This is a genomic window from Pseudomonas sp. Sample_21 (assembly GCF_004307525.1).
In the GTDB taxonomy this organism is placed as follows: Bacteria; Pseudomonadota; Gammaproteobacteria; order Pseudomonadales; family Pseudomonadaceae; genus Aquipseudomonas; species Aquipseudomonas atacamensis.
This window is the reverse complement of record NZ_RCNZ01000039.1, coordinates 17,541-31,867: the sequence shown is the minus strand read 5'-3', so window position 1 is coordinate 31,867 and position 14,327 is coordinate 17,541. Positions and strand designations below refer to the sequence as shown.

Genomic DNA, 14,327 nt, shown 5'->3' with positions numbered 1-14,327 from the left:
CAGGGCGCGATCTACTACATCGCCCAGTACCCGGTGCCGCAGCAGGAAACCCGCACCTTTGAAATCAAGGTGCAAAACGGCGACAAGATCAACACCATCAATTTCAACCAAGAACTCTTTCCCGGCGAATGATGAACATCAAGCAGCTCGTACTGGCCAGCCATAACGCCGGCAAACTCAAAGAACTCCAGGCCATGCTCGGCGACTCGGTGCAACTGCGCTCGATTGGCGAATGGAGCAAGGTCGAGCCGGAAGAAACCGGCCTGTCGTTTGTCGAGAACGCGATCCTCAAGGCCCGCAATACCGCGCGCATTTCCGGGCTGCCGGCACTGGCCGACGATTCCGGGCTGGCAGTGGACTTCCTCGGCGGCGCACCGGGTATCTACTCGGCGCGTTACGCCGACGGCCAAGGCGATGCGGCGAACAACGCCAAACTGCTCGATGCGCTCAAGGACGTGCCACAAGCCGAGCGCGGCGCGCAGTTCGTCTGCGTATTGGCACTGGTGCGCCACGCCGATGATCCGCTGCCGATCCTCTGCGAAGGACTGTGGCACGGGCGCATCCTCACCGCTGCCAGCGGCGAGCACGGCTTCGGTTATGACCCACTGTTCTGGGTGCCGGAGCGCGACTGCTCCAGCGCCGAACTGAGCCCGGCCGACAAAAACCAGATCAGCCACCGCGCCCGTGCAATGGATCTGCTGCGCCAGCGTCTGGGCTTGAAATGACCACTGATTCTTCCGCGTCGTCGCTGATCATCGGCGGCGCCGCGTCCTCGCCTCGGGCACCGCTGCCAACCCTGCCGCCCCTGGCGCTGTACATCCACATTCCGTGGTGTGTACGCAAATGCCCGTATTGCGATTTCAACTCGCACACCGCCAGCCCGGTGCTGCCTGAGCAGGAATACGTCGACGCGCTGCTGGCCGATCTCGATCAGGATCTGCATGCAGTGTATGGCCGTGAGCTGACTTCGATTTTCTTCGGTGGCGGGACGCCGAGCCTGTTCAGCGCCGAAGCCCTCGGGCGGTTGTTGAAGGGCGTCGAGCAACGCATCCCGTTCGCAGCCGATATCGAAATCACCCTTGAGGCCAATCCGGGCACCTTCGAGCAAGAGAAGTTTGTTGCTTATCGCAAGCTGGGGATCAATCGCCTGTCGATCGGCATCCAGAGTTTCCAGCAGGAAAAGCTTGAAGCCCTCGGCCGCATTCACAACGGTGACGAAGCCGTGCGTGCGGCGGGCATGGCCCGGCAGGCCGGGTTCGATAACTTCAATCTCGATCTCATGCACGGCTTGCCCGATCAGTCGCTGGACGATGCCTTGAGCGATCTGCGCCAGGCCATCGCGCTGCAGCCGACGCACATTTCCTGGTATCAGCTGACGCTGGAGCCCAATACGGTGTTCTGGAACCAGCCGCCAGTGCTGCCGGAAGACGACACCCTGTGGGACATTCAGGAAGCCGGCCAGGCGCTACTGGCCGAGCACGGTTACGCGCAATACGAAGTGTCGGCGTATGCCCAGGCAGGGCGACCGGCGCGGCACAACCTCAATTACTGGAGTTTTGGCGACTTCATCGGCATCGGCGCCGGCGCCCATGGCAAGCTGAGTCATCCGGACGGGCGCATCGTGCGCACGTGGAAAACCCGCCTGCCGAAGGATTATCTGAACCCGGCGAAAAGCTTTCAGGCCGGCGAGAAATCGCTGAGCAATGACGAGATGCCGTTCGAGTTCCTGATGAACGCCCTGCGCCTGACTGCCGGGGTCGAATCGCGCCTGTATCCGGAGCGCACCGGCCTGTCGCTGGAGACCCTCGCCGAAGGCCGGCGCGAAGCCGAACAAAGCGGCCTGTTGCAGGTCGAACCGTCACGCCTGGCGGCGACCGAACGCGGCCAGCTGTTTCTCAACGATTTGCTGCAACAATTTCTGAACTGACTTCAGCTCAAAGGGAAAACGCATGGATTTGATACTCGACCTGCTGGCCACCGTCTCCCGCTGGAGCCGCAGCAATCTCTCGGAAATCGCTTTAGCGCTGGTCGGTTGCCTGCTGGTGCTGTTCGGCGCTGACTTCAAAGGCTGGGTCGAACAACGCCTGGGCAGCATCGCCGGCGCCCTGCGCGTGCCTTTGATGGCCCTGCTCTGCCTGATCGGCAGCGGCGCCGCGCTGATCTACGCCACGCCGTGGGTGATCAAAGGCCTGAGCCAGTTCAACAACTACAGCCTGGCGCCGGTGCTGCTGGTGGTACTGGTGCTGATCGGCGTGGTTGCTGACCGCCGCTGACCCCGCAAGCACCCCGAAACGAAATGTGGGAGCGAGCCTGCTCGCGAAGGCGTCTTAACATCCAACATCATCGTTGATTGTCAGACCGCTTTCGCGAGCAGGCTCGCTCCCATAGTTGATTGCAATGAAAGGGAAGTTCATGAGTAAAAAACTACTGGATGAGACAAGCAAATTTCTCAGCTTCGTGTTGCGTCACCAGCCTCAAGCGATCGGACTGAATCTGAATTCGGAAGGCTGGGCAAATATCGATGCACTGATCAGCGGCGCGGCGCGTGATGGCAGACATTTAAGTCGTGAGCTGATTGAAAACGTCGTGACCAGCAGTGACAAGAAGCGTTTTACGATTTCCGCTGATGGCCACTGTATACGCGCTGTTCAAGGCCACTCGACGAAAAGCGTTGATCTGCAATTCGAGCAGAAACAGCCACCGCAAACGCTCTACCACGGAACAGCGACGCGTTTTCTCGACTCGATCAACGAACAAGGCTTGATTCCAGGACAACGCCATCAGGTGCATCTGTCCGATGAGATCGCCACCGCGTCGGCCGTGGGTCAACGCTACGGAACGCCAGTCGTTCTGAAGGTTGCCGCGAAGCAGATGGAAGAACAGGGCTTCAAGTTCTATCAGGCCGAAAATGGCGTCTGGTTGACAGAGCAGGTGCCCGCTCGATTTCTTGCCCCCCTGTAATCTCCTCATACACAAAATAATTGTGGGAGCGAGCCTGCTCGCGAAGGCGTCTTAACATCCAACATCATCGTTGATTGTCAGACCGCTTTCGCGAGCAGGCTCGCTCCCACAGTTTTTATTGCGTGATGCTTAAGCGATCTTTTCGAACTTCAGATCCCACACGCCATGGCCAAGACGTTCGCCGCGGCGTTCGAACTTGGTGATCGGGCGTTCGGCCGGGCGCGGGACGCATCTGCCGTCTTCGGCGAGGTTGCGGTAGCCCGGGGCGACGTTCATCACTTCCAGCATGTACTCGGCGTACGGTTCCCAGTCGGTGGCCATGTGCAGAATGCCGCCGACCTTGAGCTTGCTGCGCACCAGTTCGGCGAACGAGGCCTGGACGATGCGGCGCTTGTGGTGGCGGCTCTTGTGCCACGGATCCGGGAAAAACAGCATCAGGCGATCGAGGCTGTTGTCGGCGATGCAGCGGTTGAGCACTTCGATCGCGTCGCAATCGTAGACCCGCAGGTTGGTCAGCCCTTGGGTCAGCACGCCATTGAGCAGCGCGCCGACACCCGGGCGGTGCACTTCCACACCGATGAAATCCTGCTCTGGGGCAGCTGCGGCCATTTCCAGCAGCGAGTGGCCCATGCCGAAACCGATTTCCAGCGAGCGCGGTGCCGAGCGGCCGAACACCTGGTCGTAATCGACCGGCGCATCGGCCAGCGGCAGCATGTACAGCGGCGCGCCCTGGTCCAAGCCGCGTTGCTGGCCTTCGGTCATGCGCCCGGCGCGCATCACGAAACTCTTGATGCGGCGGTGTTGGCGCTCGTCGCCTTCGTCCGGCTGGACAGGCGTGTCGTTCGATTCAGTCATCAATGGCTCTTACTTGATCAGACCATCCAGCGGCGAAGAGGCGCTGGCATAGAGTTTTTTCGGCATGCGGCCGGCGAGGTACGCCAGGCGACCGGCGACGATGGCGTGCTGCATGGCTTGCGCCATCATGACCGGTTGCTGGGCGTGGGCGATGGCCGAGTTCATCAGTACGGCGTCGCAACCCAGCTCCATGGCGATGGTCGCGTCGGAAGCGGTACCGACACCGGCATCCACCAGCACCGGGATCTTGGCTTCTTCGAGGATGATCTGCAGGTTATACGGATTGCAGATACCCAGACCGGAGCCGATCAGACCGGCCAGCGGCATCACGGCGATGCAACCGATTTCCGCCAGTTGCCGGGCGATGATCGGGTCATCGCTGGTGTAGACCATCACGTCGAAGCCTTCCTTGACCAGGGTTTCGGCGGCCTTGAGGGTTTCGATCACGTTGGGGAACAGGGTCTTCTGATCGGCCAGCACTTCCAGCTTCACCAGATTGTGGCCGTCGAGCAGCTCACGCGCCAGGCGGCAGGTGCGCACGGCTTCGATGGCGTCGTAGCAACCGGCAGTGTTCGGCAGGAAGGTGTAGCGATCCGGCGACAGCACTTCGAGCAGGTTCGGCTCGCCTTCGATCTGGCCCAGGTTGGTGCGGCGCACGGCGAAGGTGACGATCTCGGCACCCGAGGCTTCGATGGCCTGGCGGGTTTCTTCCATGTCACGGTACTTGCCGGTACCGACCAGCAAACGCGACTGGTAAGTACGACCGGCCAGCACAAAAGGCTTGTCGCTACGAACGATGCTCATGGGGAATCCTCTTTAAGGGTGAGGGTCTTGCAGAATTCTGTGCCCTTGCGGGCCGGGACAATCAGCCGCCGCCGATGGCGTGGACCACTTCGACGTTGTCGCCGTCGTTCAACGTGGTGTCGGCATGCTGGCTGCGCGGGACGATGTCCAGATTGAGCTCGACCGCCACGCGACGTCCGGCCAGATCCAGACGGGTGATCAGGCCCGCAACGGTTTCACCGTCGGGCAATTCAAAGGACTCGCCGTTCAACTGAATGCGCATGCACAACGCCGCCATCATTTTTAGGGGCTGGCATTCTAGCCCGATCATGACCTAAAGGTCAGTACCAAGCGTCAAGCGGTTGGCTGCAAGCGCCAGGCGGCGAGGCCGAGGCAAACCCAACCGATGAGAAACGCCAGGCCTCCGAACGGCGTGATGATGCCGAGTTTGCTGATGCCGGTCATGGTCAGCAGATACAGGCTGCCGGAGAACAACACAATGCCGACGGTGAAGGACAGGCCGGCCCAAGTAATCAGGCGCCCTTGAATCTGCGTGGCCAGCAGCGCAACGCCGAACAGCGCGAGTGTGTGCACCAGTTGGTAGGTGACGCCGGTGTGGAAAATCGTCAGGTATTCCGGCGTCAGACGGTTTTTCAGGCCGTGGGCGGCAAACGCACCGAGCGCAACACCGGTGAATCCGAAAAAAGCGGCCAGCATCAAAAAGCCACGCAGCATGGGGAACTCCAGTCAGACGCCATCGGCAGGGTCTGTATAATGGCCCGCTCCACGGGTTCGGCCAAGCCATCTCTATGCTGCGTTCAATTTTCCGTCGTCTCACGAAGGCTCTGCTCTGGTTCGCCGGCGGCAGCGTCTTGCTGGTGCTGGTGTTCCGCTTCGTGCCACCGCCGGGTACGGCGTTGATGGTCGAGCGCAAGGTCGAATCCTGGGTCGACGGCGAGCCGATTGACCTGCAGCGCACCTGGAAACCGTGGAACGAGATCTCCGATGACCTGAAAGTGGCGGTAATTGCTGGCGAAGACCAGAAATTCCCCGAGCACTGGGGCTTCGATCTGCGCGCGATTCAGGCCGCTCTGGCCCACAACGAACTGGGCGGTTCGATTCGCGGTGCCAGCACCTTGAGCCAGCAGGTGTCGAAAAATCTCTTTCTCTGGTCCGGCCGCAGCTATCTGCGCAAAGGCCTGGAAGCGTGGTTTACCGCGCTGATCGAGGTGTTCTGGCCCAAGCAGCGGATTCTTGAAGTGTACCTGAACAGTGTCGAGTGGGATGACGGCGTGTTTGGCGCTGAAGCGGCGGCGCGGCATCACTTTGGCGTGAGCGCGAAGTCATTGTCGCGCCAGCAGGCGAGTTATCTGGCTGCCGTACTGCCCAATCCACGGGTGTGGAGCGCGAGTCATCCGACCGGTTATGTATCGCGACGCGCCGGGTGGATTCGACAGCAGATGAGTCAGTTGGGCGGGGACAGTTACTTGCTCGGGCTGAATGATTCGCGACGGGCGCCTTGGGCTGAATAACACCGAAATTCCAATGTGGGAGCGAGCCTGCTCGCGAAAGCGGTGTGTCAGCCTGTGTTGATGTGACTGATAAACCGCATTCGCGAGCAGGCTCGCTCCCACAGGGATTGGTGTTGAAACAGAAATGAAAACGCCCCGATCATCGCTGATCGGGGCGTTTTTTATTGCTGATGCGCCGGTTACGCGGCGATCGACAATTTGAGCTTGTTCATCGCGCTCTTTTCGAGCTGACGGATTCGCTCGGCCGACACGTTGTACTTCTGCGCCAGGTCGTGCAGCGTGGCTTTCTCTTCTGCCAGCCAGCGCTGGTAGAGGATGTCGCGACTACGCTCGTCCAGCACTTCCAGTGCTTCGTGCAGGTTGGTGTTGGAGTTGTCGCTCCAGTCGGCATCTTCCAGTTGACGCGCCGGGTCGTACCGGTGGTCTTCCAGGTAGTTGGCCGGAGACTGGAAAGCGCTGTCGTCGTCGGCTTCGGCAGCCGGGTCGAAGGCCATGTCGTGGCCGGTCAGGCGGCTTTCCATTTCGCGCACTTCACGTGGTTCGACGCCGAGGCTTTCCGCCACGCGGTGGACTTCCTCGTTGTTCAGCCACGCCAGACGCTTCTTCTGGCTGCGCAGGTTGAAGAACAGCTTGCGCTGAGCCTTGGTGGTCGCGACTTTCACAATGCGCCAGTTGCGCAGGATGAACTCGTGAATTTCCGCCTTGATCCAGTGCACGGCGAACGACACCAGACGCACGCCCATTTCCGGGTTGAAGCGCTTGACGGCCTTCATCAGGCCGACGTTGCCTTCCTGGATCAGGTCAGCCTGAGCCAGACCGTAGCCGGAATAGCTACGGGCAATGTGTACGACAAAACGCAGGTGGGCGAGCACCATCTGCCGAGCCGCCCCCAAATCCTGCTCATAGTAGAGACTCTCGGCCAGTTCACGCTCCTGCTCCGGCGTCAGCAATGGAATGCTGTTGACGGTGTGCACATAGGCTTCCAGGTTCGCACCCGGAACCAGCGCATACGCAGGTTGCAAAGAATTGGTCATACGAAAAAACCTCCCACTCACATACTCGTGCCTCTCGGCACTGCGAAAAATTGACCGGGAACTCAGGTACAAGTTCCCATAAAAACCGCAAGGTCAATCACGCGCAAAAAAGATTCTACTTCGGCGCCAGCTCCCTGAGATGACGTGCGACTGCAATCCATGCACCGATATAACCCAACAGCACCGCGCCAAGCAAGAGCGACAGACCGTCGGCCACTGGCACACCGGCCAGGGCGAAATCACTGCCGTACAAGCCGGCCAGTCCGACCACCGCATCGTTCAGCCAGTTGAGGCCGAACGCCAATACGCCCCAGGACAACAGCCCTGCACCGAAGCCATACAACGCGCCCATATAAAGGAAAGGACGACGCACATAACTGTCAGTGCCGCCGACGAGTTTAATCACTTCTATCTCGGTGCGGCGGTTTTCAATATGAAGACGAATGGTATTGCCTATCACCAAAAGTAATGCAGACACCAACAACACCGTCAGACCGAAGACAAAGCGGTCGCCAAGCTTGAGGATGGCGGCCAGACGCTCGACCCAGACTAGATCAAGTTGCGCCTGTTGTACCTTCGGCAGCTCGGAAAGTTTTTGTCTTAATGCTTCGAGTGTCGGCTTGTCGACTTCGTTCGGGGTCACCAGCACCACACCCGGCAAAGGGTTGTCGGGCAGCTCACGCAGAGCTTCGCCCAAGCCGGACTGCTGCTGGAATTCTTCCAGCGCCTGATCGCGGCCGACATATTCCGCATCAGCGACGCCGGGCATGCCTTTGATCTGCTCACGCAGTGCTTCACCCTGCTCCGGACTGGCGTCGAGTTGCAGGTACAGGGAAATCTGCGCCGCGCGCTGCCAGGAACCACCAAGACGCTCAACGTTGTTGAGCAACAGCGACAGCCCCATCGGCAGACTCAACGCCACGGCCATCACCATGCAGGTGAAGAAGCTGCCGATCGGCTGTTTGCCGAGGCGGCGCAGGCTATCGAGCAGGCTGGCGCGATGGCTTTCGATCCAGGCGTGAAACAGCGTGGCGAAGTCCGGGCCGTCGTCATCGTCGTGTTTTTTCTTCTTCTGCGGTTGCGGGTCGGCGGCCTTCGGGGCCACGCGCTCGGAAACCTTCGGACTGCGTGTCGCACTCATACCCCGGCCTCCCCGTCGCCGATCAGGCGGCCGCGTTGCAGGGTCAGCATGCGATGACGCATGCGCGCGATCAGTGCCAGGTCGTGACTGGCGATCAGCACGCTGGTGCCCAAACGGTTGATGTCTTCGAACACGCCCATGATCTCCGCCGCCAAGCGCGGATCGAGGTTACCGGTCGGTTCGTCCGCCAGCAGCAAGGCCGGGCGGTGGACGATGGCGCGGGCAATGCCGACGCGCTGTTGTTGACCGGTGGACAGATCGCCCGGGTACAGATCGGATTTGTCCGACAGCGCCACGCGCTCCAGCGCCGAATCGACGCGCTTGGCGATCTCGACCTTGGACAGGCCGAGGATTTGCAGCGGCAAGGCGACGTTGTTGAACACCGTGCGATCAAACAGCAACTGGTGATTCTGGAACACCACGCCGATCTGTCGGCGCAGGAACGGAATCTGCGCGTTGCTGATGGTGCTCAGGTCTTGCCCGGCGAGCAGCAATTTGCCGCTGGTCGGCCGCTCCATTGCCAGCAACAGGCGCAACAGCGTGGATTTACCGGCACCGGAGTGACCGGTGACAAACAAGAACTCGCCACGACGGACTCGAAAGCTCAGCTCATGCAAGCCGACGTGACCGTTCGGGTAGCGTTTACCGACCTGTTCGAAACGAATCATGAACGCTCCCGCTCGGCAAACAGTGCCTGGACAAAGGGTTCGGCTTCAAAGGTGCGCAAATCGTCGATGCCTTCACCGACGCCGATGTAGCGGATCGGCAGGCCGAACTGCTTGGCCAGGGCGAAAATCACTCCGCCCTTGGCGGTGCCGTCGAGTTTGGTCAGGGCCAGGCCGGTCAGTTCGACGGTCTGGTTGAACTGCTTGGCCTGGTTGATGGCGTTCTGGCCAGTGCCGGCGTCGAGCACCAGCAGCACTTCGTGCGGCGCGTCGGCGTCGAGCTTGCCGATCACCCGGCGAACCTTTTTCAGCTCTTCCATCAGGTTGTCTTTGGTATGCAGGCGACCGGCGGTGTCAGCAATCAGCACATCGATGCCACGGGCCTTGGCCGCTTGCACTGCGTCGAAGATCACCGAAGCGGAATCAGCGCCGGTGTGCTGGGCGATCACCGGAATCTTGTTGCGCTCGCCCCATACCTGCAATTGTTCTACCGCCGCAGCACGGAAGGTGTCACCAGCGGCGAGCATGACTTTCTTGCCTTCCAGTTGCAGCTTCTTCGCCAGTTTGCCGATGGTGGTGGTTTTGCCGGCGCCGTTGACGCCGACCACCAGGATCACGAAAGGCTTGTTCTGCGAGGCGATTTTCAGTGGCTGTTCAACCGGTTTGAGCATCGCGGCCAATTCGGCCTGCAGAGATTTGTACAGGGCGTCGGCGTCGGCCAGCTCCTTACGTGCGACCTTCTGGGTCAGGCGCTGGATGATCTGCGTAGTGGCTTCAACGCCGACGTCGGCGGTGAGCAGACGGGTTTCGAGGTCGTCGAGCAGGTCATCATCGATGGTCTTGCGCCCGAGGAACAGACTGGCCATGCCCTCGCCGATGCTGGCGCTGGTCTTCGACAGGCCTTGCTTGAGGCGGGCGAAGAAACCGGCTTTGGTTTCTTCGGTGCGCGGGGTTTCGACGGGCGTTTCTACAGGCGCTTCGACCGGCACGATCGGAGCGACAACCGGCGCAGCGGCAAGCGGTGCGGGCTCATGCTCGGAAGGCGGAACAACCGGGGCGGCGGGTTCAGAAATGATCGGCGCTGGCTCGACAACCGGCTCAGGCACAGGCTGCGCCGCAACCTCGACAACCGGCTCAGGCACAGGCTGCGCAGCCACCTCGGCAACCGGCGCAGGAATCACTGGCGTCACATGTGGCGCCGCATCTTCAACCAGCGCGACCGGCTCTTCTGCCACCGGCAAGGTCAGCCAAGGCTCGGCGGCGGGCGTCAGCGGCAGTTCGGGAGCGGCGGGCGCTTCCGGCTCGGCTTCAGCCTCCGGTTGCAGCACCGGCTCGGCGATAGGCAGCACAATCGGTGCCGGCTCTTCTTCTATTACAGGTGCAGGCGCGGGGGCCGGCTCAGGAATCGCGGGCGGCTGTTCGACGACGGGTTCCTGCGGTTTCTTCCGCAGCCATCCGAACAGGCTTTTCTTCTCGCCAGCCGCAGCTGGGCTCTTCTTGTCGTCGTTGGAACCAAACATGGAGGACGGCTATCTCACGGTAGCGACGCGCCAACAGGGCGCCCCGGCAAATAAATATTCGATGCAGAACAGACTGTGTTTCACCCAGCTTGTTCACGCGCAACATTTTGTCGAGGCACCGAAGGCACCTCAAGGATCGTATTAACGTTGATCTAAACCGGCAAAGATCGGCGAAAACGCGGAGTTTAGTGGGAAAAACACAGCCTTTCGCCGCAAACCTATACAGCCTTATCAAACCCTGAAGCCTGATAGGCGTGGCCGCCAGTAAAACGGATCAGTATCCTAGCACCCTCTCGCCCGCTGACGCTAAGACCAAGCGGGCAGCCCAACAGGTTGAAAAACGAATGAATGCTCTTGCCCGCCGCGCTGCTGGCCTGCTGCTCAGCGCAGTCTGCCTGCCCCTTTCGGCCCTGGCGGCCGACCCGCAACCGACCCATGAATTCACCCTCGACAACGGCCTCAAGGTCGTCGTGCGCGAAGACCATCGCGCACCGGTGGTCGTTTCGCAGATCTGGTACAAGGTCGGCTCCAGCTACGAGACTCCGGGCCAGACCGGTCTGTCCCACGCGCTCGAGCACATGATGTTCAAGGGCAGCGAAAAGGTCGGCCCCGGCGAAGCTTCGCTGATCCTGCGCGACCTCGGCGCCGAAGAAAACGCCTTTACCAGCGACGACTTCACGGCTTATTACCAGGTGCTGGCCCGTGATCGTCTCGGCGTGGCCTTCGAGCTGGAAGCCGACCGCATGGCCAACCTGCGCCTGCCGGCCGACGAGTTCGCCAAGGAAATCGAAGTCATCAAGGAAGAGCGCCGCCTGCGCACCGATGACAAGCCGATGTCCAAGGCTTACGAGCGCTACAAGGCCATGGCCTACCCGGCCAGCGGATACCACACGCCGACCATCGGCTGGATGGCTGACCTCGACCGTATGAAAGTCGAGGAACTGCGCCACTGGTACCAATCCTGGTACGCGCCGAACAACGCCACGCTGGTGGTGGTTGGTGACGTCACTCCGGACGAAGTGAAAACCCTCGCCCAGCGTTATTTCGGCCCGGTCGCCAAACGCGACGTGCCACCGGCGAAAAAACCGCTGGAACTGGCCGAGCCCGGCGAACGCCAGATCACCCTGCGCGTGCAGACCCAACTGCCGAGCCTGATGCTTGGCTTCAACGTGCCGAGCATTGCTACCGCTGAAGACAAACGCTCGGTCAACGCCTTGCGCTTGATCTCGGCGCTGCTCGACGGCGGCTACAGCGGACGCATCCCGACGCAGCTGGAACGCGGCGAAGAGCTGGTCTCCGGCGGCTCGTCGGACTATGACGCCTACACCCGTGGCGACAGCCTGTTCACCCTGTCGGCCACGCCAAATACGCAGAAGAAAAAGACCATCGCCCAGGCCGAAGCCGGCTTGTGGAAACTGCTTGAGCAACTGAAAACCACCGCGCCGTCTGCCGAAGAGCTCGAACGCGTCCGCGCTCAAGTCATCGCCGGCCTGGTCTACGAGCGTGACTCGATCACCAGCCAGGCCACCGCGATCGGTCAACTGGAAACGGTCGGTCTGTCGTGGAAGCTGATGGACACCGAACTGGCCGATCTGGAAAGCGTGACCCCGCAAGACATCCAGAACGCCGCGAAAAAGTATTTCACCCGCGAACGTCTCAGCGTCGCCCACGTCCTGCCATTGGAGACGACTCATGAGTGAGCGCAAAACCCCACGCCTGATGCTGCTTGGCCTGATTGCTGTCGCGGTGATCGGCTCGGCAGCGGTTTATTTGTCGCCAAGCGCTGACAGCAAGGCCAGCGAAGCACTGGATAACGCCAAGTCCAGCCAGAAACTGCAATCGCTGGCCGAACTCGACGGCAAGGCCCCGGCCAGCCGCAAGCTTGATGTGCAGACCTGGAACACTGCTGAAGGCGCGAAAGTGCTGTTCGTCGAAGCCCATGAGTTGCCGATGTTCGACATGCGCCTGATCTTCGCCGCAGGCAGCAGCCAGGATGGCAACGTCCCCGGCCTCGCGGTGCTGACCAACGCCATGCTCAACGAAGGCATTGCTGGCAAAGACGTCGGCGCGATCGCTCAAGGGTTTGAAGGCCTCGGCGCCGACTTCGGCAACGGTGCGTTCAAGGACATGGCGCTGGCTTCGCTGCGCAGCCTGAGCGCACCTGAGCAGCGTGAACCGGCGTTGAAGCTGTTCGCCGATGTGGTCGGCAAACCGACCTTCCCCGCCGACTCCTTCGCGCGCATCAAGAACCAGCTGCTCGCCGGTTTCGAGTACCAGAAACAGAACCCCGGCAAACTCGCCAGCCTGGAGCTGATGAAGCGTCTGTACGGCGAGCACCCGTACGCGCATTCCAGCGATGGCAATGCGCAGAGCGTGCCGAAGATCACGGTCGCGCAATTGCGCGAGTTCCATGCCAAGGCCTACGCCGCCGGCAACGCTGTGATTGCACTGGTCGGCGACCTGTCGCGAGCCGAAGCCGAGGCGATCGCCAATCAGGTCTCTTCTGCCCTGCCGAAAGGTCCGGCACTGGCGAAAATCGCCGCACCGCAGGAACCGAAGGCCAGCGTCAACCACATCGAGTTTCCGTCGAAACAGACCAACCTGATGCTCGCGCAACTGGGCATCGATCGCGACGATCCGGATTACGCCGCGCTGTCGCTGGGCAACCAGATCCTCGGCGGCGGTGGTTTCGGCACACGCCTGATGAGCGAAGTGCGCGAGAAGCGTGGCCTGACCTACGGTGTTTATTCGGCGTTCAGCCCGATGCAGGCCCGTGGCCCGTTCATGATGAACCTGCAGACCCGCGCCGAGATGAGCGAAGGCACCCTGAAGCTGGTGCAGGACGTGCTCGCCGACTACCTGAAAACCGGGCCGACGCAAAAAGAACTCGACGATGCCAAGCGCGAACTGGCCGGCAGCTTCCCGCTGTCCACCGCGAGCAACGCCGACATCGTTGGCCAATTGGGCGCGATGGGCTTCTATAATCTGCCGCTGAGCTATCTCGACGATTTCATGCGTCAGTCGCAGAGCCTGACCGTAGAGCAAGTCCGCGCTGCGCTGAACAAACACCTGAGCACGGAGAAAATGGTCATCGTCACCGCTGGCCCGACCGTGCCGCAAAAGCCGTTACCGGCCCCATCTGATAAACCTGCCGAGCAACCGCTCGGGGTTCCGGAGCATTAATGGCGACTCGAGCACCGAAAAAACCTGTGCAAAACGTGCACAACGGCGTCAATCAGCTGCGCATCATTGGCGGCCAGTGGCGCAGCCGCAAGCTGAGCTTCCCCGACGTACCAGGCCTGCGCCCGACCCCGGATCGCGTGCGTGAAACCCTGTTCAACTGGCTCGCGCCGTATGTCGAAGGGGCGAAAGTGCTCGACCCGTTCGCCGGCAGCGGCGCGCTGTTTCTCGAAGCCCTGTCCCGTGGCGCGGCCACGGCCCAGGCGCTGGACGCCAGCAACGTTGCGGTTTCCAGCCTGAAAGAACATCTCGGCACCCTGCGTTGCAGCAACGGCCAGGTGCAAACCGCCGATGCGCTGCGCTACCTGGAAACCCAGACCGCGACGCCGTTCGACCTGGTGTTCCTCGACCCGCCGTTCAACCAGAACCTGCTGCCAGCGGTTTGTACCTTGCTGGAAGAGCGCCAATGGCTGGCGGCCGATTCGTGGATCTACACTGAAAGCGAAACAGCGCCATCGACGCTGGGCCTGCCGGGCAACTGGCGTCTGCATCGTGAACAGAAATCCGGTCGGGTTTTTTACGCGCTGTGGCAGCGCACGGCGGACATCGCCGGCTGACAAGGTCGCAAGCAACCTGCGGCGAGGGGGCAAGCTTCC

At 61.2% G+C, this 14,327-nt stretch carries 17 protein-coding genes; 9 read left to right on the top strand and 8 right to left on the bottom strand.

The window, feature by feature from the left end; all coding sequences use genetic code 11:
• From D8U71_RS05830 to D8U71_RS05810, 5 genes are all read left to right on the top strand, one after another.
• The coding region (locus tag D8U71_RS05830) for a DUF4426 domain-containing protein (protein ID WP_130887371.1) at positions 1 to 132 on the top strand (132 nt) is incomplete at its 5' end.
• Positions 129 to 725: an RdgB/HAM1 family non-canonical purine NTP pyrophosphatase gene (gene rdgB, locus D8U71_RS05825; RefSeq protein ID WP_130887370.1), complete on the top strand. Its 597-nt coding sequence runs from the start codon at positions 129 to 131 to the stop codon at positions 723 to 725. The genes D8U71_RS05830 and rdgB, both read left to right, overlap by 4 nt.
• Positions 722 to 1,927: a radical SAM family heme chaperone HemW gene (gene hemW / locus D8U71_RS05820; RefSeq protein ID WP_125925439.1), complete on the top strand. Its 1,206-nt coding sequence runs from the start codon at positions 722 to 724 to the stop codon at positions 1,925 to 1,927. Before rdgB ends, hemW begins: the two co-directional genes overlap by 4 nt.
• Positions 1,928 to 1,949: 22 nt before the next feature.
• Positions 1,950 to 2,273: a DUF3392 domain-containing protein gene (locus D8U71_RS05815; RefSeq protein ID WP_008083808.1), complete on the top strand. Its 324-nt coding sequence runs from the start codon at positions 1,950 to 1,952 to the stop codon at positions 2,271 to 2,273.
• Between the two features lie 139 nt (positions 2,274 to 2,412).
• Positions 2,413 to 2,961, top strand: coding sequence for an RNA 2'-phosphotransferase (locus D8U71_RS05810; protein ID WP_130887369.1), 549 nt, complete (start codon positions 2,413 to 2,415; stop codon positions 2,959 to 2,961).
• A gap of 129 nt (positions 2,962 to 3,090) precedes the next feature.
• Here the strand turns inward: D8U71_RS05810 and trmB are convergent, their stop codons facing one another.
• The 4 genes from trmB to D8U71_RS05790 form a co-directional block, all read right to left on the bottom strand.
• Positions 3,091 to 3,816, bottom strand: coding sequence for a tRNA (guanosine(46)-N7)-methyltransferase TrmB (gene trmB, locus D8U71_RS05805; RefSeq protein WP_130887368.1), 726 nt, complete (start codon positions 3,814 to 3,816; stop codon positions 3,091 to 3,093).
• 9 nt (positions 3,817 to 3,825) lie between these two features.
• Positions 3,826 to 4,620 carry a thiazole synthase gene (locus D8U71_RS05800; RefSeq protein WP_007964131.1) on the bottom strand — a complete coding sequence of 265 codons (795 nt, stop codon included), beginning with the start codon at positions 4,618 to 4,620 and terminating at the stop codon, positions 3,826 to 3,828.
• A 61-nt stretch (positions 4,621 to 4,681) separates the two neighbouring features.
• Entirely contained in the window at positions 4,682 to 4,882 is a 201-nt protein-coding gene (gene thiS / locus D8U71_RS05795) for a sulfur carrier protein ThiS (RefSeq protein WP_038861193.1), read from the bottom strand.
• A gap of 71 nt (positions 4,883 to 4,953) precedes the next feature.
• Entirely contained in the window at positions 4,954 to 5,334 is a 381-nt protein-coding gene (locus tag D8U71_RS05790; RefSeq protein WP_123441739.1) for a DUF423 domain-containing protein, read from the bottom strand.
• Between the two features lie 74 nt (positions 5,335 to 5,408).
• Here D8U71_RS05790 and mtgA point away from each other — a divergent pair, with 74 nt between their 5' ends.
• Positions 5,409 to 6,131: a monofunctional biosynthetic peptidoglycan transglycosylase gene (mtgA, locus tag D8U71_RS05785; protein WP_095181330.1), complete on the top strand. Its 723-nt coding sequence runs from the start codon at positions 5,409 to 5,411 to the stop codon at positions 6,129 to 6,131.
• A 179-nt stretch (positions 6,132 to 6,310) separates the two neighbouring features.
• Here the strand turns inward: mtgA and rpoH are convergent, their stop codons facing one another.
• From rpoH to ftsY, 4 genes are all read right to left on the bottom strand, one after another.
• Positions 6,311 to 7,165: an RNA polymerase sigma factor RpoH gene (gene rpoH, locus D8U71_RS05780; RefSeq protein WP_016772717.1), complete on the bottom strand. Its 855-nt coding sequence runs from the start codon at positions 7,163 to 7,165 to the stop codon at positions 6,311 to 6,313.
• A 115-nt stretch (positions 7,166 to 7,280) separates the two neighbouring features.
• Entirely contained in the window at positions 7,281 to 8,306 is a 1,026-nt protein-coding gene (gene ftsX, locus D8U71_RS05775) for a permease-like cell division protein FtsX (protein ID WP_122612362.1), read from the bottom strand.
• Positions 8,303 to 8,974 (bottom strand): cell division ATP-binding protein FtsE, encoded by a 672-nt coding sequence (gene ftsE, locus D8U71_RS05770; RefSeq protein ID WP_016772715.1) that lies wholly within the window; start codon positions 8,972 to 8,974, stop codon positions 8,303 to 8,305. The genes ftsX and ftsE overlap by 4 nt, the downstream gene beginning before the upstream one ends.
• The gene (ftsY, locus tag D8U71_RS05765; RefSeq protein ID WP_130887367.1) at positions 8,971 to 10,491 is read right to left on the bottom strand and encodes a signal recognition particle-docking protein FtsY; all 1,521 of its coding nucleotides are present in this window, start codon (positions 10,489 to 10,491) and stop codon (positions 8,971 to 8,973) included. The genes ftsE and ftsY overlap by 4 nt, the downstream gene beginning before the upstream one ends.
• Before the next feature lie 344 nt (positions 10,492 to 10,835).
• Here ftsY and D8U71_RS05760 point away from each other — a divergent pair, with 344 nt between their 5' ends.
• Genes D8U71_RS05760 through rsmD form a run of 3 tightly spaced genes read left to right on the top strand, consistent with a single transcriptional unit; the run spans position 10,836 to position 14,288 of the window.
• Positions 10,836 to 12,191 (top strand): pitrilysin family protein, encoded by a 1,356-nt coding sequence (locus tag D8U71_RS05760; RefSeq protein WP_041476824.1) that lies wholly within the window; start codon positions 10,836 to 10,838, stop codon positions 12,189 to 12,191.
• Positions 12,184 to 13,674, top strand: a complete 1,491-nt coding sequence (locus D8U71_RS05755; RefSeq protein ID WP_130887366.1) for a pitrilysin family protein — start codon at positions 12,184 to 12,186, stop codon at positions 13,672 to 13,674. Before D8U71_RS05760 ends, D8U71_RS05755 begins: the two co-directional genes overlap by 8 nt.
• Complete coding sequence (rsmD, locus tag D8U71_RS05750; protein ID WP_130887365.1) at positions 13,674 to 14,288, top strand: 16S rRNA (guanine(966)-N(2))-methyltransferase RsmD; 615 nt, start codon at positions 13,674 to 13,676, stop codon at positions 14,286 to 14,288. The genes D8U71_RS05755 and rsmD overlap by 1 nt, the downstream gene beginning before the upstream one ends.
• Positions 14,289 to 14,327 lie beyond the last annotated feature (39 nt).

Excerpts from the sequence above, each read along its gene's own strand:
- D8U71_RS05815 (WP_008083808.1), top strand. The coding sequence starts at position 1,950 with ATGGATTTGATACTCGACCTGCTGGCCACCGTCTCCCGCTGGAGCCGC.
- rsmD (WP_130887365.1), top strand. The coding sequence starts at position 13,674 with ATGGCGACTCGAGCACCGAAAAAACCTGTGCAAAACGTGCACAACGGC.
- mtgA (WP_095181330.1), top strand. The coding sequence starts at position 5,409 with ATGCTGCGTTCAATTTTCCGTCGTCTCACGAAGGCTCTGCTCTGGTTC.
- D8U71_RS05755 (WP_130887366.1), top strand. The coding sequence starts at position 12,184 with ATGAGTGAGCGCAAAACCCCACGCCTGATGCTGCTTGGCCTGATTGCT.
- rpoH (WP_016772717.1), bottom strand. The coding sequence starts at position 7,165 with ATGACCAATTCTTTGCAACCTGCGTATGCGCTGGTTCCGGGTGCGAAC.
- thiS (WP_038861193.1), bottom strand. The coding sequence starts at position 4,882 with ATGCGCATTCAGTTGAACGGCGAGTCCTTTGAATTGCCCGACGGTGAA.
- ftsE (WP_016772715.1), bottom strand. The coding sequence starts at position 8,974 with ATGATTCGTTTCGAACAGGTCGGTAAACGCTACCCGAACGGTCACGTC.
- hemW (WP_125925439.1), top strand. The coding sequence starts at position 722 with ATGACCACTGATTCTTCCGCGTCGTCGCTGATCATCGGCGGCGCCGCG.
- ftsY (WP_130887367.1), bottom strand. The coding sequence starts at position 10,491 with ATGTTTGGTTCCAACGACGACAAGAAGAGCCCAGCTGCGGCTGGCGAG.
- D8U71_RS05790 (WP_123441739.1), bottom strand. The coding sequence starts at position 5,334 with ATGCTGCGTGGCTTTTTGATGCTGGCCGCTTTTTTCGGATTCACCGGT.
- trmB (WP_130887368.1), bottom strand. The coding sequence starts at position 3,816 with ATGACTGAATCGAACGACACGCCTGTCCAGCCGGACGAAGGCGACGAG.
- ftsX (WP_122612362.1), bottom strand. The coding sequence starts at position 8,306 with ATGAGTGCGACACGCAGTCCGAAGGTTTCCGAGCGCGTGGCCCCGAAG.
- D8U71_RS05760 (WP_041476824.1), top strand. The coding sequence starts at position 10,836 with ATGAATGCTCTTGCCCGCCGCGCTGCTGGCCTGCTGCTCAGCGCAGTC.
- D8U71_RS05810 (WP_130887369.1), top strand. The coding sequence starts at position 2,413 with ATGAGTAAAAAACTACTGGATGAGACAAGCAAATTTCTCAGCTTCGTG.
- rdgB (WP_130887370.1), top strand. The coding sequence starts at position 129 with ATGATGAACATCAAGCAGCTCGTACTGGCCAGCCATAACGCCGGCAAA.
- D8U71_RS05800 (WP_007964131.1), bottom strand. The coding sequence starts at position 4,620 with ATGAGCATCGTTCGTAGCGACAAGCCTTTTGTGCTGGCCGGTCGTACT.